Source organism: Candidatus Njordibacter sp. Uisw_058, from assembly GCF_047730065.1.
Lineage (GTDB): Bacteria > Pseudomonadota > Gammaproteobacteria > Pseudomonadales > Balneatricaceae > Njordibacter.
The window spans coordinates 2,754,884-2,776,426 of sequence record NZ_CP159829.1; the positions used below are offsets into that span (position 1 = coordinate 2,754,884).

16 protein-coding genes are annotated in these 21,543 nt (G+C 45.2%); 9 read left to right on the forward strand and 7 right to left on the reverse strand.

Going from position 1 to position 21,543, the window contains the following annotated elements; all coding sequences use genetic code 11:
• Nucleotides 1–12 precede the first annotated feature (12 nt).
• The 4 genes from ABXT59_RS12955 to ABXT59_RS12970 all read right to left on the reverse strand — a co-directional run bounded on the left by ABXT59_RS12955 (nt 13) and on the right by ABXT59_RS12970 (nt 4,709).
• Nucleotides 13–1,350 (reverse strand): FMN-binding glutamate synthase family protein, encoded by a 1,338-nt coding sequence (locus ABXT59_RS12955; protein ID WP_443636591.1) that lies wholly within the window; start codon nt 1,348–1,350, stop codon nt 13–15.
• Between the two features lie 20 nt (nt 1,351–1,370).
• Nucleotides 1,371–2,216: a hypothetical protein gene (locus tag ABXT59_RS12960; protein ID WP_443636592.1), complete on the reverse strand. Its 846-nt coding sequence runs from the start codon at nt 2,214–2,216 to the stop codon at nt 1,371–1,373.
• Nucleotides 2,204–3,139 carry a hypothetical protein gene (locus ABXT59_RS12965; protein WP_443636594.1) on the reverse strand — a complete coding sequence of 312 codons (936 nt, stop codon included), beginning with the start codon at nt 3,137–3,139 and terminating at the stop codon, nt 2,204–2,206. Before ABXT59_RS12965 ends, ABXT59_RS12960 begins: the two co-directional genes overlap by 13 nt.
• A 94-nt stretch (nt 3,140–3,233) precedes the next feature.
• Nucleotides 3,234–4,709: a glutamine synthetase family protein gene (locus ABXT59_RS12970; protein WP_443636595.1), complete on the reverse strand. Its 1,476-nt coding sequence runs from the start codon at nt 4,707–4,709 to the stop codon at nt 3,234–3,236.
• A 341-nt stretch (nt 4,710–5,050) separates the two neighbouring features.
• On the opposite strand from ABXT59_RS12970, the gene ABXT59_RS12975 reads away from it, so the two are divergent.
• The 5 genes from ABXT59_RS12975 to ABXT59_RS12995 all read left to right on the forward strand — a co-directional run bounded on the left by ABXT59_RS12975 (nt 5,051) and on the right by ABXT59_RS12995 (nt 12,755).
• Entirely contained in the window at nt 5,051–5,764 is a 714-nt protein-coding gene (locus ABXT59_RS12975) for a FadR/GntR family transcriptional regulator (RefSeq protein WP_443636597.1), read from the forward strand.
• 157 nt (nt 5,765–5,921) lie between these two features.
• Entirely contained in the window at nt 5,922–8,210 is a 2,289-nt protein-coding gene (locus tag ABXT59_RS12980) for a DUF1989 domain-containing protein (RefSeq protein WP_443636598.1), read from the forward strand.
• Between the two features lie 330 nt (nt 8,211–8,540).
• On the forward strand, nt 8,541–9,479 hold the full coding sequence (locus ABXT59_RS12985; RefSeq protein WP_443636599.1) for an ABC transporter substrate-binding protein: 939 nt from the start codon (nt 8,541–8,543) through the stop codon (nt 9,477–9,479).
• A 142-nt stretch (nt 9,480–9,621) separates the two neighbouring features.
• Nucleotides 9,622–10,698, forward strand: coding sequence for a quaternary amine ABC transporter ATP-binding protein (locus tag ABXT59_RS12990; RefSeq protein WP_443636601.1), 1,077 nt, complete (start codon nt 9,622–9,624; stop codon nt 10,696–10,698).
• Nucleotides 10,695–12,755: an ABC transporter permease gene (locus ABXT59_RS12995; protein WP_443636603.1), complete on the forward strand. Its 2,061-nt coding sequence runs from the start codon at nt 10,695–10,697 to the stop codon at nt 12,753–12,755. The genes ABXT59_RS12990 and ABXT59_RS12995 overlap by 4 nt, the downstream gene beginning before the upstream one ends.
• A 52-nt stretch (nt 12,756–12,807) precedes the next feature.
• On the opposite strand, the gene ABXT59_RS13000 is transcribed toward ABXT59_RS12995, so the two are convergent.
• Together ABXT59_RS13000 and ABXT59_RS13005 are read right to left on the reverse strand one after the other, a co-directional pair.
• Entirely contained in the window at nt 12,808–13,989 is a 1,182-nt protein-coding gene (locus ABXT59_RS13000; protein WP_443636604.1) for an aminomethyltransferase family protein, read from the reverse strand.
• 17 nt (nt 13,990–14,006) lie between these two features.
• The gene (locus ABXT59_RS13005; RefSeq protein WP_443636605.1) at nt 14,007–15,152 is read right to left on the reverse strand and encodes an aromatic ring-hydroxylating oxygenase subunit alpha; all 1,146 of its coding nucleotides are present in this window, start codon (nt 15,150–15,152) and stop codon (nt 14,007–14,009) included.
• A 97-nt stretch (nt 15,153–15,249) separates the two neighbouring features.
• Here ABXT59_RS13005 and ABXT59_RS13010 point away from each other — a divergent pair, with 97 nt between their 5' ends.
• A complete protein-coding gene (locus tag ABXT59_RS13010; protein ID WP_443636607.1) occupies nt 15,250–15,834 on the forward strand; it encodes a TetR/AcrR family transcriptional regulator in 585 nt (194 codons plus the stop codon).
• 120 nt (nt 15,835–15,954) lie between these two features.
• Complete coding sequence (gene torR, locus ABXT59_RS13015; RefSeq protein WP_443636609.1) at nt 15,955–16,665, forward strand: two-component system response regulator TorR; 711 nt, start codon at nt 15,955–15,957, stop codon at nt 16,663–16,665.
• A gap of 8 nt (nt 16,666–16,673) precedes the next feature.
• On the opposite strand, the gene torS is transcribed toward torR, so the two are convergent.
• Nucleotides 16,674–19,607 (reverse strand): TMAO reductase system sensor histidine kinase/response regulator TorS, encoded by a 2,934-nt coding sequence (gene torS / locus ABXT59_RS13020; RefSeq protein WP_443636611.1) that lies wholly within the window; start codon nt 19,605–19,607, stop codon nt 16,674–16,676.
• A 103-nt stretch (nt 19,608–19,710) separates the two neighbouring features.
• Between torS and torT the strand changes: the two genes are divergently transcribed.
• Both torT and ABXT59_RS13030 read left to right on the forward strand, forming a co-directional pair.
• Nucleotides 19,711–20,775, forward strand: a complete 1,065-nt coding sequence (torT, locus tag ABXT59_RS13025; protein ID WP_443636612.1) for a TMAO reductase system periplasmic protein TorT — start codon at nt 19,711–19,713, stop codon at nt 20,773–20,775.
• 84 nt (nt 20,776–20,859) lie between these two features.
• Complete coding sequence (locus ABXT59_RS13030; RefSeq protein ID WP_443636613.1) at nt 20,860–21,480, forward strand: glutathione S-transferase family protein; 621 nt, start codon at nt 20,860–20,862, stop codon at nt 21,478–21,480.
• Nucleotides 21,481–21,543: the final 63 nt, after the last annotated feature.

A 21,543-nucleotide genomic window follows, 5' to 3' on the forward strand; every position in this document is an offset into this window, starting at 1 on the left:
TATCATGTCCTCCTAGAAACGCGTCATGTCAGGACGACCAACCGTGTGTTGGCTGCCTGCTAGTGGTACTTGAGCCATGGCAGAAGCTTCCATTGTTAGAGCTGCAATATCTTCTGGTTCTAAAGAATGGATGTTCGTCTTACCACACGCACGTGCTAGCAACTGACATTCGATAGTCAGAGTGTGTAAGAAGTTATACACACGCTCTGAAGCTTCGTCTGGATTTAGACGAGCCCGTAGCTTAGGATCTTGAGTTGCAACGCCTACTGGACAACGACCAGTGTGGCAGTGGTAACACGAACCTGCTTCTACGCCTATTTCGTTAGGGAAGTCAGCTTCATCAATGTCACGGTTACAGTTCAAAGCCATCAACGAAGAGTGACCGATCGCTACAGCGTCAGCACCCAGTGCCAAAGCCTTAGCTACGTCACCACCATTACGAATACCACCGGCATAAACAAGACTGATTTCACCAGACTTGCCGACATCATCAAGGGCATTTCGCGCTTGACGTATAGCGGCGATACCAGGGACACCCGTTTCTTCAGTAGCAATGTGTGGGCCCGCACCAGTGCCGCCTTCCATACCATCTATGAAGATAGAGTCTGGCTCACACTTAGCGGCCATACGCACGTCATCATACACACGAGCGGCACCCAACTTAAGCTGAATAGGAATCTGCCAATCAGTGGCTTCACGAATCTCTTTGATCTTCAAAGATAGATCATCTGGACCCAACCAATCTGGGTGACGAGCAGGAGAACGCTGGTCAATACCAGCTGGTAATGAACGCATCTCAGCAACTTGATCGGTTACTTTTTGCCCCATCAAGTGACCACCTAAACCCACTTTACAGCCTTGGCCAATAAAGAATTCACAGGCATCAGCAAGACGCAAGTGATGAGGGTTAAAGCCATAACGAGACTGGATACACTGATAGAACCACTTTTCTGAGTAGCGGCGCTCATCAGGAATCATGCCACCTTCACCAGAACAGGTCGCAGTACCTGCCATGGTTGCGCCACGCGCCAAAGCGGTCTTAGCTTCGTAAGACAATGCACCAAAACTCATACCTGTGATATAAACAGGAATATCTAGCACTAATGGCCGCTTAGAGTTTGGGCCAATGACTGTTTTTGTAAGACACTTCTCACGATAACCTTCGATTACGAAGCGCGTCAAAGTACCTGGCATAAAGGTCAAATCGTCCCAGCTTGGGATCTTTTTGAACAGTGAAAACGCACGCATACGGTACCGACCAAGGTCAGACTTGATATGAATGTCATTCATAACTTCGGGCGGGAACATGAAGCTCTGGCCAATAATTTCTTTTTTGTTAACAACTGACATAATAAATTTCCTCGCTGCTCTTAAAGAACTAGCTTCTTCTCTGATGGTTCGAGGTTGTCGTAGTTCCACAACTGCTTACCAGCAACGATCTTTTGAATGTTATCGATGCCGTGAGGCGCTTCCATACCATATAGATCAAGCTTTGACTTTAACCATTTACGGTCAAGGTCATTTAAGTCAGCTGGCACGGCATCTACACCTAAGCCTTCAATTTTTCCGCCTACGTAAATGGTACCATCGTACATAGAATCGCCAAGGTTTATGCCTGCATCACCAAGAATAATCATACGGCCACGCTGCATCATAAAGCCTGTAAATGCGCCCGTCTTACCACCCACGATAATCGTGCCACCTTTTTGGTCGATGCCCGTACGTGAACCTACGTTGCCTCTGCAGACTAAGTCACCACCTCGGATAGCTGCACCAAAGGTAGAACCCGCATTTTTCTCAACAACAATGGTTCCAGCCATCATATTTTCACCACATGACCAGCCAACTCGGCCAGAGATATGCACGTTAGGTCCATCGATCAAACCACAACCGAAGTAACCTAAGCTGCCAGTAACGTTCAGTTGTAAACGGCTGAGTATGCCTACACATAGTCCGTGCATAGAGCCCGGATTACTCAGGTCAATGGTGCCGCAACCTTGATCCATTAATTCGCGTATGCGAATGTTAATTGCAGTTGCATCCATACCTTCACAATCCAAAGTTCCTACCTTGTTTGTGTCGACTACTGGAGCCCATGCATAAGTTAGATTAGCCGACTCACCAGCATCAAAAAAACGTTGCTGAGTTCGGTTTGTGAGCTTTTCCGTATGCAAACCCATATCATGGGATTGACCGGACGTGCTTACAGTTGCCATACGCGCACCTCGCCTTCATAGGGGTCAAATGTATCAATATCGTGATCAAAGATTTTACGGATTGAAACTTCTTCAGAAGCCAATGCAATAAAGTCGTCACTCTCGTAGATCACCATCGGCTTAGCAGCCATAACGTCTTTAGCCATTCCCAACGAATCAGAAGTCGCCACTAAGTATGTAAATACTCCGTCTAGGTCTTCTACCGAACGACGCATAGCTTTTTCTAAGTCATCGCCTTCGCTAATGCGATTGGCGATGTACACAGCAATAAGCTCTGAGTCACAGTTAGAGTTAAATCGGTTACCAAGACGCTCGAGTGCACGACGGTTAGTCCAGTAGTTAGTTAACTGGCCATTATGGACAACAGAAACGTCTGCAAACGGATAAGCCCAGTAAGGGTGTGCTGAACGGATGTCTACATCCGACTCAGTTGCCATACGGGTGTGCCCGATCGCGTGGGAGCCTTGAAAGCTATTGATACCATATTGGGCAGAAACAACTGCTGCATCACCCAAGTCTTTGATCAATTCAAGACCATTACCGCAAGACATTACTTCAACGCCTTCGATGTCTTCAATGTAATCGATTAAGTTTTTAAGGTCACCATCGAAAGCCACTTCATAACGCAACGCATAGGCTGTTGAGTTTTCTTTCTTAGCAATGTTGGCACCCAACTCAGCCATCCGCGCATCGACTTGGTCGTTGCGGGTTTGAAGCTGTGAGGCAACATCGAAACCTTTTTTCGTATCAGCTTGCTCAGCAAGGTTGATACGCATTATGTAGTTACTAATGGGGGAGCCATATAGCGCATAACCGGTAGAATCTGGTCCGCGATGCTTCAAAGCTTGAAGCATATCAGTCATTTCTTGTCCGATGTTTGCACCGCCCACCTTCTTATGGATAAGGCCTGCAATACCACACATGGTCGCGTCTCCTAATATTTACTTTTAGAGTAGTTATAAAATTGGCTGGAAGGTGATTAACCTTGCCAGCCGAGGTTTTCTAAAGACTTGCTTTTTATGGCAAGCAATCAAGATAGGTTTCCGTGTCCCAATTAGTCACGGTTTGATTGAAGCGTTCCCACTCATCATTCTTATAAGCACTATAGACCGTATACATTTCACCTGGCATTGACGACTTAATCACTTCGTCATTGGCAAGCTCGGTCATGGCATCACCTAAAGACATCGGTAATTTCGTAACTTGCTTACCCGCATCCATGGCCTCGTAGATGTTACGTTCTTCAGGATCGCCAGGATCAAGGTCACTGTCGATACCATCATCAAAGGCTTTAAGAAGTGCAGCTCCCATTAAGTATGGATTCACCATAGAGTCTACGGAACGATACTCAAAGCGGCCTGGCGCAGATACTCGCAGCGCACAAGTGCGGTTCTGGTAACCCCAGTCAGCAAAAATAGGTGCCCAGAAGCCGGTGTCCCATAAGCGACGGAACGAGTTAACCGTGGATGATCCGATAGAGGTTAGTGCTGGTAAATGGGCGATAACGCCGCCAATGCATTGAAGACCGATGGGACCTGGCTTAGAGGCATGAATCTCTGGCACCGGCATAAAGGTGTTAAGGCCACCTTCACGATAGGTAAATGGCCCAGGCATGCCCGGCAGCGTATCACCACCCGCAATTTCTGGATGACAGACGTCTTCACCACCTGACCATAGAGACATGTTGTGATGACAACCTGAAGCTGAAACACCCATGAATGGCTTACTCATAAAGCAAGCAATCAAACCAAATTCACGTGCCACTTGTGCACAAATTTGGCGATAAGTGGTTAAACGGTCTGCATTTTGCAGCACATCATCGTACTGGGTGTTGAGTTCTAACTGGCCAGGTGCATCTTCGTGATCGCCTTGAATAATATCCAAACCCATTTGCTCAGAGTATTCAATAACACGCATAAACACTGGGCGTAATTCTTCAAACTGGTCAATGTGGTAACAAGTCGGCTTAGTCACACCACCATCTGGTTGGCCATCCTCACCCTTTTTTAACCACATCATTTCTGGTTCGGTACCACAGCGCATTTCTAGGCCATGCTTACCTTTAAATTCTTCGTGAATACGACGCAAGTTGCCACGACAGTCAGATGTCAAAAATTGACCTGGATTAACCCGTTCTTCACGGTTACGGAAAAGCGTACAAAAAACGCGTGCAACGCGTTTATCCCAAGGCAGCTGCATAAACGTATCTGGGTCAGCGATGCCCACCAACTCTGAAGCTTCGGGGCCGTACCCAATATAATTACCGTGACGGTCAATGGCTAAGTTTGCTGTTGAACCATATACGAGTTGGAAGCCCTTGGCCGCGGTACGTTCCCAATGGCGTGCTGGGATACCTTTACCCACAATGCGACCCGTCACAGAAATAAATTGGTAATAAACATAGGTAATGCCTAGTTCATCAATTTTAGCGCGGACTTGTTTAACCAGATCATCCCGACCTGGAGCGTCAACATACTGTTGTAAATCTGTCATCGATGCCTCCTCATATTATTGTTTTTTTGGGCTTAGGACCTTTTTTTGCCAACCAATGAGACTTTTTGGTACAGTAAAGGTACACATATAGCACCCAAATTTTATACCATTTATGGATTTGATGAGGCAAGCTTTATTTTGTAAAATATTACTACAAATATTGTCAAATTTGGTTACATGGCTGTTTATAATGGATTTTTTTAATTAACCAAAAAACATTAATCTTCAAATAATTATAATAAAAAATTAATAGTCATTATTTTTATACCAATAAGTATACCAATTCAAAGAGTATGTATGCTAACCTGTAACCATTATTGAACCAAAAACAGTGATCCACCATGTTTCCAAATACGGCGCCTTTAAGCTATCAAACCTTTGATCGACGACAATCGAGGCCTAATGGGGCACGGGCCCTTGCAGGCGCTCTTGCTGAGGCGATACGCAAGCAAGTTTATAGAGTCAATGAGCGCCTGCCTGCAGAACGTGAGCTAGCCAGTCATTATGATGTCTCTCGGGGCACGCTGAGAAATGCTCTCGCCTTACTAGAACAGGAGGGTCTGGTGACACGCAAAGTAGGTAGTGGCACTTTTGTGATGCCACCAACCATGGAGAAAGTGGCTAGCCAATTCGCTGACACCACCAGCCCAATGCAGCTAATGCAAGTGCGTAATATGCTCGAACCTATTATTGTGGATCTGGCTGTGCATCATGCTGCCGGGAGAGACCTTGAACAGCTGCGTATCGCTTTAGAACGAGTGGAAGCAGCTCGCACAGCAGAACAATTTTCTATTGCTGATGAAGCCTTTCACCAGAGTATCGCCGAGGCTTGTGGCAACCCATTGATGATTTGGATTTACGAGCAAGTTAATGAGGTACGCCGCCATGAACTATGGCGGGCTAGCCGAGGCGAAGTACTGAGCCAACAAAATATGACCCAATACAATGCCCATCACCGCGCTTTGTTTGAGGCCATTAGCCAGCGCGATGTTCAAGCGGCAAAAGCCCATATGATTGAGCACCTTAGCAAGGCGAGAGAAGACCTAGTGCGCTAATGCCAGCCACATAAAGCCGCTTTGTTAAAAAATTTAACAAAATATTACATTCCATTCATAGCATAGACAAAATCTGTTCATATCAACTTGTTAATCTGAAGATAGCGGGATCGCTGAGCTCTGCGATTTTAACAGGACTATATTGAGCCAAGTGCCTATGAAACCCCTTAGTTACTACAGTGCCGACCCCATGCCACACCCCGTAATGGGTGCGGATGGCACACAACGCTACCGAGTGCCTGCACAGCATTTGATTTCTTTACAGTTGGCCGCAGGCTCTACCATAACTTTGCATGATCCAGAAGGTGAGCAAGAAGCACAACTTATTGCGTTCGATAAAGATGGAAAGGCCGATCTTGCAAGCTTGGGTGCGGCTGCTAATAGTGATATTGCACCCTTACGCAAATGGATGGATGCTAACGATCACAAAAGCTGCCAAGGTATTTCCATATTTGGCGCCAAGTCAAAACCCCAAAGTAAGCAGACTTTCACCATCATGAGTGACTGCCTGTGCTTGATCGCTGCCCCAGGCGAAGACATGGGGCCCGACCAGCTGCTCCCACCTACCGACATTATCGTTGGCGTCACTGGTGGCCAAGTTATTGAAGATGAGGATTTGCCAACACCACTGGGAGTGGTAGATCGTGAAATTCGCGTGCACAACAGCACCGCTGAAAGTTATTTAGTCAAAGCTGGCGAATACATTCAAATTATTGATGTTGCTGGGCGTCAATGCTCAGATTTCATTGCGCTAGACGCTGCGCGTTTAACTGAAGGGGTAGAAAAACTTATTTGCCCATTAACAACCCGAACCTTAATGGCGTCTGCCTTTCCTGGCCCAGGTTTGCACGACAAGTTTTATACCGATGATCAGATTAACATCCTTAATGTGATCCAAGATACTGTGGGGCGTCACGATACCTTTAACTTAGCGTGTAGTGCAAAGTATTATGATGACACTGGCTACCCTGGCCACACGAATTGTTCAGACAACTTGAATGCAGTACTGGGACCCCTGGGCATAGCACCACGTAAAGGCTGGCCCGCAGTGAATTTTTTCTTTAACACTGGCTACGATGATTACGATCAACATAGCTCTTGCCAGCCTTGGACTCGCCCTGGTGACTACGTATTAATGCAAGCTCAGGTCGACCTTGTTTGTGGCTCAACGGCTTGCCCAGACGACACCAGCCCAGCTAATGGTTGGAACCCAACCGACATTCACGTGCGGATTTACGCCGCTGATAATCACTTTGAGAAAGGCAATGCCTTCCGTAAAAACGCCGTAGCGGATTCAACTATGACCAAGAAAACAGCATTCCACGACCGCTTCGCCACCATGACTCAGCACTTTGTTGATTACAATGGCTACTGGCTAGCCAACCATTTTAGTAACTATGGTGCCATCGCCGAATACTGGGCATGTCGTGAAAAGGTTGTATTGATGGATCTAAGCCCACTGCGTAAATGCGAAGTTTTGGGGCCAGATGCCGAGAATTTATTAAACTACGCAGTTACCCGCAATATTCGTAAGCTTGCCATTGGCCAAGTCATTTACACCGCCATGTGCTACCACAACGGTTGCATGGTAGACGATGGCACTGTTTTCCGTCTTGGTGCAGATAACTTCCGTTGGGTTGGGGGTTGCGATGGTGCCATTGAGTGGTTACGCAAAGTGGCAATTGAGAAGAATTTTAAGGTAGTGATCAAGGACTCTAACGATCAATTACACAATTTACCCGTACAGGGTCCGCTTAGTGGAGAAACTTTGAAGAAAGTGATTTTCACACCTGATAGCCAAACAACCATGGAAGACTTGCGTCCGTTTCGAATTACCCATGGCCGTATTGGTGGACCTCAAGGAGTACCTGTGACTGTTTCCCGCACGGGTTACACTGGTGAGCGTGGATACGAAGTATGGTGTCACCCTAAACATGGTCATGAAGTATGGGATGCAGTTTGGGAAGCCGGACAAGAATTTGGTATCACACCGTTAGGCCTAGAAGCGCTCGACAATCTAAGAATTGAATCGGCACTCATTTTTGCCGATTACGAATTTAACGACCAAACAGACCCGTTTGAAGCCGGCATAGGCTTCACCGTGCCACTTAAAACAAAAGACGAAGATTTTATTGGCCGAGATGCTTTGATTGAACGACAAGCGAATCCACAGCGTCAATTGGTGGGTTTAGTGCTAGAAGGTGAAGAAATTGCCAGCCATGGAGAATGTGTGCGCGTAGGCCGCCAACAAGTAGGCACCATTACCAGCGCCGTGCGCTCTCCCATATTAAATCAGAATATCGCCTTATGCAGCATGTCCATTGATCACATCGAACCTGGTATGCAGGTAGAGGTAGGCAAGCTTGATGGCCATATTAAACGTATTCCTGCAACTGTAGTGGGCATTTCTCACTATGACCCCACTAAATCTCGGGTTAGAGCTTAACGTGGGCTAGTGTTGCGACCCTTTTTTGACTTAGGCAGCATCCTCAGTCGAAAAAATAAACAGGACTTTGCCTGTAATCAAAGAAATAGTAATGCGTAGCTACCAATAAACATAATATCTGGAGCCATGCATTATGTTTTAAGCAAGCGCGCCATTACATTTGTAGTGAGCAAGTTAGCTCTTAGAACTGCTGTAGCTCAATTAGACTCACAAGAGTCGCCCATAATGACTGCACATGGTTCAAGGCTGTTATTTAGCAGCTGGTGCTTTTTACTCCTGGTGGGTAAATGCACTAATTTTAATAACTAAAATAATATTGAGGTCAGACTAATGAAATTTAGAAATACTCTTATAGCCGGCGCAGCTGGCATCGCATTATCACTAACTGGTGTAGTGAAAGCAGCAGACAGCACAAAACCCATTGTTATCCCAATCCATAACTGGTCTAGCCAAGTAGTTATGGCTCACGTTATTGGTGGCATATTTGAGAGCATGGGTAACAACGTTGAATATGTTCCAGCTGATAGCCAGGCAGTATATGAGTCTATCCGTAATGGCGACGTAACCATTTCTCACGAAGTATGGCAGTCAAGTTTTGGGGCTTCCTTCTACAATGCCATGTCTAAAGGTGGCGTAATTGACGCTGGTACTCACTCTGCAGCAACCCTAGAAGAAATGGGTGTACCAACTTGGGTAATCGACCAAAACCTATGTCCAGGCTTACCTAGCTGGGAAGCTCTAAAAGGCTGTAAAGATGTGTTTACTACAGTGGATTCAGATGGCAAAGGCCGTTGGTTAGAGGGCCCACAAAGCTGGCACGGCACGTTGATGGAAGAGCGTATTGCAGCACTTGGTTTAGGTGATGACTACATGGTTAAATATGCTGGTGGTGCTTCCTCCCTTTGGGCAGAATTAGCTGCAGCTAAGAAAGAAGGCCGCGCTACCATTATCTTTAACTGGACGCCAAACTTTACCGATGCTGAAGGCTTTACCTTTATTGAGTTCCCAGAGTACACTGCAGGTTGTCGTGTAGTCGATGGTGGTGACGGAAGTTGTGGTTCGCCAAAGGGTTGGTTGAAGAAAGCAGCTAGTTACAAGTTCCCAAAGAGCCACCCTGCTGCGTACACTGCGTACAGCAAGATTTCCTTTTCTACAAGTCAAATCGGCTCAATGGCGGCTTTGGTTGACACAGACGGATTGGATCACAAAGATGCTGCAGCTAAATGGCTTGCAGACAACGAAGCTACTTGGGTAGCTTGGACTAAGTAACACTTAGGCATTAATGCTTGAGCAACTAAACCCTCTGATTGGCGATCCAATCAGAGGGTTATTTTTTTGACATAATGGCGTTTACTAACGAACCTAAGATGTCAACCTTAACCACTAAAATTTCAAAAAAATGAATTAGCCTATGTCTATGCAAAATACACCATCTCCTTCGGACGAACCCGTTATTCGTTGCAACTCAGTTTACAAAATTTTCGGCGACAATGCAGAAAGCATGTTACAGAAAGCTAATGGTGTAGTCGATGCTGCAAAATTTCAGGCAGCAGGATGCATCGTTGGAGTAAATAATGCTTCTTTTGACATACATGCAGGTGAACTACTTATTATTATGGGTCTATCTGGTTCTGGAAAATCAACCTTATTAAGGTGTATCTCCAGATTGACCGACGCCACTGCTGGCAAAATATTCATTGAGGGTGAAGACATCCTACAAATGAATAACAAGCAATTGATTGAGCTACGCCGCAATAAAATGGGTATGGTGTTTCAAAACTTCGCTTTATTGCCACACAAAACAGTATTAGAAAATATTGCTTTCCCATTACAAGTAAAGGGCGTTAGCACTCAAGAGAGTGTTAATAAAGCCAAAGAAATGGTGGATTTAGTTGGCCTTACTGGACGCGAAGACTATTTCCCGCGACAACTATCAGGTGGGCAACAGCAGCGCGTCGGCATCGCCCGTTCGCTGGTGATTGAACCTGATATCTGGTTTCTTGACGAACCTTTTTCTGCACTTGACCCACTCATTCGTAAGGAAATGCAGGATGAATTTCTGCGTTTACAGTCAGTACTCCACAAAACCATACTTTTTGTCACCCATGACTTTGATGAAGCCTTGCGTCTAGCTGACCGCATCGCAATTATGAAAGATGGCATCATAGAGCAACTTGACACCCCAGCTAACATTGTACTTAACCCAGCGACTGAATACGTGCGCAAGTTTACTGAAGAAGTGCCACGGGAAAAGGTATTAAAAATTGAAGCTGTGATGGATGAATTTGATCCAACTGAGTCAATGAGTGACCTAAAAGTGCAAAAGGACGCCATTATTGAAACAGTCGCCGAGGCTATATTGAGCTCCAGCAAGCCTGTAACAGTGATTGATGAGTCAGGCCAAACGGTGGGCGTCATCAATGCTGCAAAAATTGTTCATGTTCTCTTTGGCGACCACTCAAACCAGAAGAGTGAAAACTTATTATGATTGAACTATTCAAGCAGAGAAAATACCTACAGTTTATTTTATTACTGGTGATTTTTATTCTGTTAAACCAGTTTATTGCACCTTCTGAAACTAACATCCTGTGGCGCTTACCCCCATTAATTGAGGCATTTCCACTGTTTATCAATGACTCCATCAGTTACCTGATGTTCGACTGGTGGCCCATTGAGGTATATGATCCAGACATTGAGGAATATGAAGATAGCCCATTAGTGCGTGAATTTACACGAATGATATCAGGCTTAATTTTGTTCATGATCGAATTAATCCGTGAAATAATGCTAGGCGGCGCAAAAACAATCGTAACGTTTGCCGGTTGGGACTGGGCAACAGAAAATCCTTGGGCGAGAATGCCTGGTGTACCTTGGACAGTGGTAGCTGGTGGCGCCACCATCTTAGGCTATAAGCTAGCTGGACGAGGACTGGCTCTATTAGTCGGTCTTTCAATGACGTACATTTCTGTATTTGGCCAGTGGGAACCGGCCATGCAGACCTTGTCATTCGTATTGGTTGCTGCCCCAGTTTCAGTTTTTATTGGCCTCATATTTGGCATATGGGCCTATAGAAGCAAACGCGTTGAAGCCGTACTCAATCCACTACTTAACATGGCGCAGATCATCCCTCACTTTTCCTATTTAATTCCAGTAATGGTGTTTTTTGGTATTGGTGATCATGCGGGTGCTATTGCAACGGTTATTTTTGCCACCCCACCTATGGTGCGCCTCACCTTACTAGGCCTCAAAAAATTGGGCCCCGAAGTTGCTGAGTCTGGCATGATGAGTGGTTGTAACAATTGGCAGCTATTGACCAAGGTATTAGTTCCAACGGCCCGCCGCGACATATTGATTGGTGTAAACCAAGTCATAATGCAATGCTTGGCCATGGTGGTTTTAGCGTCGCTGATCGGCGCGAAAGGGCTAGGCATTGATCTTCTGATCGCTCTTAACCGCCTTGATATAGGTAAAGCTACCGAAATCGGTATTTGCATCGTATTAATCGCGATTGTTCTCGACCGGATGTCACTGGCCTGGGCCAATAAGCAAACCGACTATTTTTCCAACCTGTCTTTTATTGGGAAGTATAAGTATTTTATCTTGTTTGCAGCACTTTTCGTGATTGCACTAGGCTTAGCTTCTATGGGTCAATTCATTTTTCCAAAAGGTTTCAATTACCTTTACATTGTGCCGCACAACAAAGGCATTTCCATCGCCATATTCTTGCAGTCCGGTGTTGACTGGATATGGGACACCTACTTCTTCGCCCTCAAAGTCTTTAACGAATGGTTAATTCTTTCTGTATTGATGCCAGTTAAAGCTGCTTTTTTGGCCATGCCTGTAGCCGCCACATTTACCCTGGTAATGGGCGTTGGATTTATAGTAGGCGGCCTACGAGTGGCCTTGACAGTAGGGGGGTTTTTGCTATTCATCGCCCTTACCGAATGGTGGGACCGGGCACTGATTACTGCATACCTAATGAGTGTATCTGTACTCATGTCAGGCATAATTGGTATTACTGTGGGTACATTGTGTGCACAGAATGTTAAATCAACGCGCTTTATTCTGACCTACTGTGATACCTTTCAGACCTTCCCATCATTTATTTATTTAATCCCAGTAATGATGCTGTTTGGTATCACCGATACCGCAGTAGTCATCGCGATTATTGTGTATGCTTCAATTCCTGCCCTCCGCTACACCGTAGAAGGCCTATTGAGTGTCCCCCAGACGTTACACGATGCGGGAACGATGTCCGGAGTGGGCCGTTTACAGCGCTGGATATCTATTGAATTACCCATGTCTTTTCCACATATAGCGCTAGGTATTAATCAGACAGTAGTGTTTGCACTATCAATGGTAATTATCGGTGCAATGATAGGTACAGACGATCTTGGACAATTAATTTTGGGATCACTATCAGACAGAAATGGTGTGGGTGACGGCCTAATTCTAGGTATATGTGTGGCCTGCATCGGCCTTGCCATCGATCAAATTCTGAGAACTTGGGCGAATCAAAGAAAAGCTGCGCTAGGTCTGAACTAAGCAATGGCTAGGCTGGGTTATCTACCTAGCCTAGTCAGCGTTTAATATCAGATTAATCCCTCATTGGAAGCTCAATGAGTCTACCATGTTGAACTGCCCCTGCTTTATCATACAGGGGCAGTTCAGCCAATTGGCCTTTATACAGTTTGCCATCAATACAACCTACACTAACTCCAGTGTGAGGTAGATATCCTGATTCCAGCATTAAAGCAATGCCAATGCCTTGTTTTAAATAAGGTGACATAGCCCCAGCTGTAACTTTACCAACAGTTTGACCATCAACCATGATGGCTGCACCAATATGGGGTTCTGCTGCACAAAGAATACCGATTAAGCGAGTTTCTTTAGGCGCATTTTTGAGGGCCGACTGGCCAATAAAATCACTTTTGTGTTGATCTACAAACATACCTAACCCAACATCATAAGGTGTGGTTGTATGATCAAAATCTGAACCGGCATTGAGAATGCCAGCTTCAATTCTACGGATATGCATAGCGTCGAGTCCGAAAATGTCGATACCAAAGGGTTCTCCCGCTCGCTTTAAATGCTGCCACAAGGCATCTGCATCATGATGGGGTTCGGTGTAGAACTCCCAGCCTAACTCGTTGGTATAGCCTGTGCGCGTAATGACAAGCTCTTGTCCCCCAAACTTAACCCTCGCCATGGCAAAGTAGCCAAATGGATCAGGCATGCCATCATCACTAGCCGCTGTGAGCACTTTCATAGAATTAGGCCCCTGAACCTGAGAGACGAATATTTTAGGATCAGTGATTTCAACATCTAACCCGACTGCATGTGCTCTAGCCCAACTGTAGAAGTCACCATCGGCCTGGGCATACCAGAAACAGTCCTCAGCAGTTCTCAATAAAATACCATCTACGAGCAGCCCACCATCTTCATAACAAGCCAGGCCATAGGCACAACGGCCAATGTTTAGCTTAGTAATGTCCTTGGTAAAGAGTTTATCAAGTAAGCGCTCTGCATCGGGGCCCTTGAACTGAAGTGGCAGCTCACCCGTATTTAACACAGCCACTTTTTGACGCAGGAGCCAATAGCCATCTATGGTTGATCTCTGGTCGAAACAACAGGCCATTAAGCGACGGTTATAGACGCAATAATGAGGCCCTAATGGGCGCTCAATGTCATGAAATCGGTGACGTGTTAAACCAAAATCCCAACCTGCACCGGCTATAGTGGTGACTAAATCTCGTGTCTTACCATCGCTAGAAGCCATTGTATGCTCCTCCTGAGTCAATTCGTTTGAGTTCTAATGGGGTTACTTAACGCTTCAATAACTAATTTCTGGAAGTGGTGAACACCATGCTCACTTAAATGGCTTCGCTGATCATCGACCACAAAGCGGCCTTGGTTATAGGCCAGAGAAGAAAGTCCTTTTTGCACACTTTCACAAAGTCCAATGTCCTCTGGCTGCAGCACCTCGTCTAAATAAGTGATGGCATCTTTTGACGCTGGATTAAGTTGTTGACCAACACCATGCCAGTCGAGTGTTTCGTGACATTGGGCTAATCCATCGGGGTGCATTTGTAACATGCTCACATTGGCATCCCCTGGCATGACCCAGATGGTCAAATTAGGCCAAACGAACCATGCCGCGTAGCCAAAGGTTTGCTCTCCTGCAACTTTATATGCATTGCTGTTGTTATTACTGGGTTGATGGGAAATATGGCTGGAATAATAATCATGAACTTTAGTTTGGTAGCTGGGCATATCTACCAAATCAACAAAAACTTTATGAGCCGGCTGGCAATGGTAGCACTCAAGAAAATTGTCCATCAGTAATTTCCAGTTGGCTGCAACGGCATAATCAGCATGATACTGGTGTTCTACTTTATCAATTTTAGGCACATAGTACTTAATTTCATCGGCTAAGCCTGCATATACTTCAGTCATTGCAGGTGCATTAGTATCAAGATTAACGAACACAAATCCCAAAAAAAGCTCCAATTTGACAGCTTTAAGATTAAATTCTGGTTCAGAAAATTGCTTTAAATCTTGCAAATTACGCCCGCGTAAAAACGTACCTTGTTGATCAAAACACCAAGCATGGTAAGGACAAACGATAACGCGAGTATTGCCACAGCCTTCTAACAGTTGATGACCTCTGTGCGGGCATACGTTAAAAAAAGCGCCTAGTTCGCCTCCCTGATGCATAATGATTAAGACCTGCTGGCCATGGATATCCGTAGTTAAATAATCCCCTGCCTGCTGTAGTTGAGAGGCATGGCCCACATAAACCCAAGACTTCCAAAAAATGGCTGCTTTTTCCTGCTCATAGATATTTGCATCAGTATAATAGCGAGAGGCCAGGGTATACGATGCTTGAGGATCATTCGAGAAAGGTTGTTCTGGTGGTTTTTGGGGGTGTATAAGCGTCATAAGATCACTCCTTTTATTAATTATCATTTGTGACAATTTATACTTTTGGTTTAAAATTGTCAAACATGATCATTTACTAACATTGAGCGATTGAACTATGGCACGCCCATCCCTTCAAACTGAACGCCAACAAAGCATTATGGCTGCGTTTACGCGATGCATCAGTAAATTGGGTCTCGAAGCAGCATCCCTTGATGAGATCGCAAAAGAGGCGGGTATGCAGCGCAGCTTAGTACGTCATTTTGCAGGTAACCGAGAGGACTTAGTCAACCAAGTAGCTGATTATATCGCCAGTGAGTTTGAGCATATATGGCAAGCGCAAGGACACTCTCACCGAGACGATCCTTCCGATGATTGGTTATTAAATGTGCTATTTAGCCCTGCACCGGAGACCCAATATCAAATTATGTTGCCTGCATTTTATGCTTTATTGTCTGCTGCGCACCGTTACCCCAGCGTCAGAGTGCGCATGACTCAATGTTTTGAACTTTATGTGGCTGACCTTAGCCTCAAGTTACAAGCTCGACATAAACAAGCCACTACAGATGACTGCCAACAGGTCGCCCTTGGTATTATTAATATTTATTTTGCATGGGACAGTTTGCGTGGCTTAGAGCTAAATTCCACGCTCATTGGAAATAATGAAAAACTGATTAAACGCTTGCTCTCTAGCCTTAATTAAGTATTAATTTTGGTTCGGGGCTAGCCTCTTTAATAAAGCCACATCTCCTATGCTGGTGTTGCTTTTTTAATGCCTGCATCTACTGCTATACTGCGATCTATAAAAGCATAGGTATAACTTATGAAAAGCCATCACATTCTAATAGTTGAAGACGAAGCGATTACCCGCACAAAACTGGCCGGCTACTTTGAGTCGGAAGGTTATCGGGTCACCGCTGTAGGCAGTGCTAAAGAAATGCGCCTTGTGCTGAGCCAAGAAGACGTCAGCATGCTCTTGTTGGATATTAACTTGCCTGATGAAAGTGGTTTATTGCTAGCCCGCGAAGTCCGTGCCAAAAGTAATATGGGCATCGTATTAGTCACAGGGAAAACTGACGATATTGATCGCATTGTTGGACTAGAGATAGGGGCTGATGACTATGTTACTAAACCCTTTAATGCACGAGAGCTTTTAGCACGAGTGACCAACCTGCTGCGGCGTATTCATGACCATAGTGAAACCCCAATCCAACATAAATCCATCTATCATTTTGATGGCTTAGTATTGGACGCCTCGCGTCGGCATTTATTGGGTCGGGACCAACAAGAAGTTAAATTAACAAGAGCTGAATTTGAACTCTTGTTAGTGTTTATGGCCCACCCTAACCAAATGCTTAACCGCGATCGGTTATTATCCCAAGTTACTCACCGCAGTTGGGATCCGAATGACCGAACCATAGACGTGTTAATCATGCGCTTAAGGCGAAAATTAGAACGCGACTACAAACATCCAACACTGTTCACTACCGTTCACGGGGAAGGTTATTTGTTTAGTGGCATTAACGAAAATTAGTTTGGGTATTAGCCTAAATGAGCTGCTGTCCAATTAGCAAGGGCTTTTTGTGAGGCTTTAACTAACTCTGGCAGGTCTTCTAAAATTAAATCTGTACTGGTTGGTTGGCCATGCTTGACTTGGTTTTCCAACTGGTTGACCAATTGGTAGAGGGTTTCGAGGCCTAAACTGCCCGCCGCATTTTTAAAATTGTGTGCCAAATCACTCAGTTTTATCCAATCCGCTTCTTGCCGCGCAACTGCAATAGCCGCCAAATTTTTATGACAAGCTTGGGAAAAAAGGCTCACCATCTCCAACATACAAGCCTTACCTAAGACGCTAAGGTCATCATTAAGTAGTTTTTCATTCACCAACTGAGCGGCAACTTCATTAGGCATCGATACCAAACGCTCTTGTGCCCTGTTAACCCCTAAGAGCAATTCATTTAAGCGCTCTGGATCAATTGGTTTACCCAAAAATCCATCTAAACCAGAGTTTAAATAAGAATCAACTTCTTCTGGGAAAATGTGTGCAGACATTGCAATAATGGGGATTTTCAATCCTAAACGTTTATGCACTTGATGCATTCGAAGAGTGGTTTCAACCCCATCCATACCTGGCATACTAATATCCATTAGAATAAGATCAAAATGTTGCTCCGCCATAGTTAGCGCTTCAAATCCATCTTTTGCTAAAGTCACGCTATGGCCCTCATGACATAAATAACCTTCTACTACGATGCGGCCAATATCATTATCCTCAACCAAAAGCACACACATACTTGGCAATGGAATTTTTGGCTCAACATTTATCGGCGCTGCGGGAGCCCACTCTAAGTCTGGCCAATAGGGCAACTCAAACCATACTTTTGAGCCTTGCTTAATATCGTTCTCAATGCGGCTATCGATACCAATGGTGCCTTCCATGGCTTCCACCAGAGTTTTACAAATAGACAAACCTAAACCCGTACCACCAAAGCGTCGAGAGGTTGACGCATCATATTGGGTGAAGGGCTGGAACAGGCTCTGATGCATCACTTGAGGGATACCTAAACCCGTATCACTGACTTCAAAACGCAAGCGTTCCCCAGTACCATCGTCTTCTACTAAGCTAATGTGGAGCTCGATATAGCCTACCGTGGTAAATTTAATAGCATTACCTAGCAAGTTGAATAACACTTGCTGTACTTTACCCTGATCGCCCACTAAAGTTTGGGCCTTAAGCTGCTGGGGAATATGCACATCGAGTTGTAAGCCTTTTTCTGCTGCAGCACCTGACATTAGGGCCACCATATTGGCCTCTACCTTAGCTAACTCGTAGGGCAACTGTTCTACCTGCGTATGCCCCTGCTCTACCTTGGCATAATCTAAAATACCGTTCAAAATACCCAATAAGGCTTCGGCAGCGGCCTGACTTAAACCGATGTACTCCATTTGAAGGGAATCTAGTTGCGTTTTTTGCAACAACCTTAACGTCCCCAGCACACCGCTCAAAGGCGTGCGAACTTCATGACTCATGGTGGCCAAAAATGCAGTTTTGGCCTGGTTTGCTTGTTCCGCTTCTGTGCGGGCAGTCTCATGCTTTTCAGCCGTGGCTAGTAGCTCTTGGTTGAGCTGCTGCAGCTGTCCTGTGCGCATCTGTATCTCTTGCTCTAACTCTGACTGATAGTTTCTTAGACGCAGTTCTACTGCCTCTTGCTGGTGTTCCAGCTGTTGGCGGGCGAGGGCATTTTCTTTAAACACCTGTACAGTTTTAGCCAACCGACCTAACTCATCAGAACCACGAATTTGTAATTGATAGTCTAAATCACCTTTAGCTACAGCTAAAAAGGCCTGATTCAACTGGGTAAGTCGGTGAAAAAGATTGCGTTTAACATAAAACCACAAAACACTAATAGCAACCACTGCCAAAATTAAACACGCCATCAATAATACATTGCGTCCATTAGCCACAGCGGTACGCGCCTCATCTGTGGCTGTTTGTACTTTTTCACCAGCCTCTCTACTAGCGGTATCAGCTTGTATCTTCAGGGCTTTGGTTAAGGTGGCACTGGCATTATTAAGCACGACTAATTGGCGATGTACGTCTATGCTACTTCGTTGCAGAGAAAATAGATTGTTTGCTCTGCTGGGTGCAATATTAGCTTTAACGACTGACAACAAGTCTAAGCCTTGTTGGCGACGTCCTGGATCGTTGACTTCGGCAACACGGCGCTTAAGAACCTTCATATTAGTTTGAATTTCTTGTTCAAGTTTATACAAAGCGGGCACATTTGTTTGCTTGGGTAAGAGACTTAATAAACCCATAAGATTAACTGACCGCTCACGCAACTCGTACATCCGGTCCATGTGATCTAAATCAACTTCAATAAGGCGATCAAAAGCAAAATACAAGGCTTGTTCTTCCGTATTAGCATCTGCCAAATCATACAAACTGGATGCCACAGCCGTGGTCATGGTATTCGCATTGGCAACTAAAGAGGTGCTAATATCATGAATCTTGCTCATGGCAAGCAAAGTTTCAGTTTGCAACACCCGCGCTTTTTGTAAATAGTTTAAGCGTTGCTTAACCAAGTTAATTTGGCGAACTAGGTTATCATTAATGTTGACACTCATACTTGCCAGCACCAAGTTGTTGAAAGCATAGTCACTGTCGCCGACTTTGCTGCTAGTTGAATCTTTCAGTTGCTGCAATTGATATTCGATGGCCGTGGTAATTTGCTTGCGCTCAAGCTCATTAGTGACGCCTAAAAGCGCGGGGGCCGCAGTGGCTAAACTGGCGTTAATTTTGGCTAACCTGTGAGCGACCATGATGCTGGGTATGGCTTCGTCAATGACTGAGTTTTGTTTACTGGCCACGCGCTCATAACCTTGCCAGCCGATGACGGCAGCAACTAATAACAAACTAATGGTTAAGGTCATGGCCAGCAGCAATTTACTGCCGACACCAAGGTTGACAGCCATAGGCACTCAGAAGGTAGACTAACGTAGGCGTAAAATACCACAATACACGATGGTACCAAAGTCGCTTTTAATCATCACATGGGCCACATGAGATAGTAAACACATGATTTCTCGTTTAAAACATTGTTTAAGCTTTATTGTATGTCTTGGGATCAGCACCCCAACTTTCGCTGTGTGGGACATCGTCGCTTGGGATCCTCCACTTGACTATGAGGGCCAAACCCGATCATTAATGTACCAACCCATAGGGGAGGCCAGCCAAGCATGGCACTTGTGTGTCACTTATCCACACCTTAAAGACCCTTACTGGCTGAGTGTTAACTATGGCATGGTAGAAGAGGTTAAAAGGCTAGGCGTTAACATGCGAGTGCTTGAAGCCGGAGGTTATCCCCAGCTAGCGACTCAAGTGGAGCAACTTAGTCATTGTGTCGATGCCGCTAGTGATGCCATTATCGTAGGCACTGTTTCTTTTAATGGCCTATCGCCTAGTATTCGTACAATTGCAAAAACCACACCGGTTATTGCCGCTGTAAACGACATTGCCAACGTCGGCATCAGCGCTAAAGCGGGTGTGTCTTGGTACAGTATGGGACAAAAAGTGGGCCAATACCTTGCCCAACGTCACCCAACTAAGGGGACCAATGAAGCAAAAGTGGCATGGTTTCCTGGCCCTAAAGAGTCGGGTTGGGTGGGTTTTATCAATGATGGTTTTCATGATGGCATTGCTGATTCAGGGGTTAGCATAGTGGCTGTGAAATGGGGTGATACTGGCAAGGAAATTCAGCGTAATTTGCTGCAAGAAGTGTTGGAGGAAACCGATGATTTTGATTACATCGTGGGTACTGCGTTAACAGCAGATGCCGCTGTGAGTGAATTACTTAATCGCAATTTACGTGGCAAAATTAACATCGTTTCTACCTATTTTACGCATAATGTATTTCGCGGTATCAAACGCGGACATATTTTAGCAGCCCCAACTGACTCCCCTGTATTACAAGGCCGTATAGCAGTCGATCAGGCTGTTCGAATTCTTGAAGGGAAACTCACAGAACCCCACCTGAGTCCTCGTATACTCATGATTGACCAACAAAATGTGGGTAGTTTTGACACAACTACATCATTGGCCCCTGCCTCATTTTGGCCTACCTTTGAGGTTAAATCAGATTGACTATACTTTAAGAAGGCGTATTTCAGTCACCTCAGGCAACACAAAAAAAATCTACAAGTTAGCATTTTAGGTAAAGAGATATTTATGACTTATAAACTATATTACGCAGCAGAAAGCGCCTCGATGGGCATCCGCTTGATTTTAGAAGAGCTAGGAATGCCCTATGAGTTAATACAATCAACCACAGACAAAGACGTACAACGCCCCCCTGAGCAAGTATTGATCAACCCCAATGGCTGGTTACCCGTTTTAGTGTGGGATGAAGGGGCCATGTACGAAGCCGCAGCAATTACTATATTTTTATGCGATCGCCACCCAGAGGCAAATCTCGCACCACGCTTTGATAATCCACAACGAGGGGTTTATTTACAAACATTAGTGTACTTTTCCAGCACCATTCAAAACGCTTTTCAACTCGGTTACTACCCTGATCGGTTCGCAGATACGCTCGAAGGTGAACAGAGTGCAAAACACCGAGGGATCAGGCGCTTACGTGAAACATGGACAGTAATAAATGATCAGATTGGTGACAACACATGGGTGCTTGGTGAGCAGTTTAGCGCTGTTGATATCTACCTTTTTATGCTCACCACTTGGCTAGATCCCCTGCGGGAACATCCAACAATTGACGAATTTGCTAACGTCAAGCGCATCGCTGATGCAGTGAGCAATCGACCCAAAACACGAGCTATATACCGCATCTAAAGGCAGACATTTACACAAGGGTGAATACAATGTAAGCATGGGAGCTTTATCTCTGCCCTGATA

Coding starts and splice junctions, on each gene's coding strand:
- ABXT59_RS12975 (WP_443636597.1), top strand. CDS start 5,051: ATGTTTCCAAATACGGCGCCTTTAAGCTATCAAACCTTTGATCGACGA.
- torS (WP_443636611.1), bottom strand. CDS start 19,607: ATGGCTGTCAACCTTGGTGTCGGCAGTAAATTGCTGCTGGCCATGACC.
- ABXT59_RS12980 (WP_443636598.1), top strand. CDS start 5,922: ATGAAACCCCTTAGTTACTACAGTGCCGACCCCATGCCACACCCCGTA.
- torT (WP_443636612.1), top strand. CDS start 19,711: ATGATTTCTCGTTTAAAACATTGTTTAAGCTTTATTGTATGTCTTGGG.
- ABXT59_RS13030 (WP_443636613.1), top strand. CDS start 20,860: ATGACTTATAAACTATATTACGCAGCAGAAAGCGCCTCGATGGGCATC.
- ABXT59_RS12990 (WP_443636601.1), top strand. CDS start 9,622: ATGTCTATGCAAAATACACCATCTCCTTCGGACGAACCCGTTATTCGT.
- ABXT59_RS13005 (WP_443636605.1), bottom strand. CDS start 15,152: ATGACGCTTATACACCCCCAAAAACCACCAGAACAACCTTTCTCGAAT.
- ABXT59_RS12965 (WP_443636594.1), bottom strand. CDS start 3,139: ATGTGTGGTATTGCAGGCCTTATCCATAAGAAGGTGGGCGGTGCAAAC.
- ABXT59_RS12970 (WP_443636595.1), bottom strand. CDS start 4,709: ATGACAGATTTACAACAGTATGTTGACGCTCCAGGTCGGGATGATCTG.
- ABXT59_RS13010 (WP_443636607.1), top strand. CDS start 15,250: ATGGCACGCCCATCCCTTCAAACTGAACGCCAACAAAGCATTATGGCT.
- ABXT59_RS12985 (WP_443636599.1), top strand. CDS start 8,541: ATGAAATTTAGAAATACTCTTATAGCCGGCGCAGCTGGCATCGCATTA.
- torR (WP_443636609.1), top strand. CDS start 15,955: ATGAAAAGCCATCACATTCTAATAGTTGAAGACGAAGCGATTACCCGC.
- ABXT59_RS12955 (WP_443636591.1), bottom strand. CDS start 1,350: ATGTCAGTTGTTAACAAAAAAGAAATTATTGGCCAGAGCTTCATGTTC.
- ABXT59_RS13000 (WP_443636604.1), bottom strand. CDS start 13,989: ATGGCTTCTAGCGATGGTAAGACACGAGATTTAGTCACCACTATAGCC.
- ABXT59_RS12995 (WP_443636603.1), top strand. CDS start 10,695: ATGATTGAACTATTCAAGCAGAGAAAATACCTACAGTTTATTTTATTA.
- ABXT59_RS12960 (WP_443636592.1), bottom strand. CDS start 2,216: ATGGCAACTGTAAGCACGTCCGGTCAATCCCATGATATGGGTTTGCAT.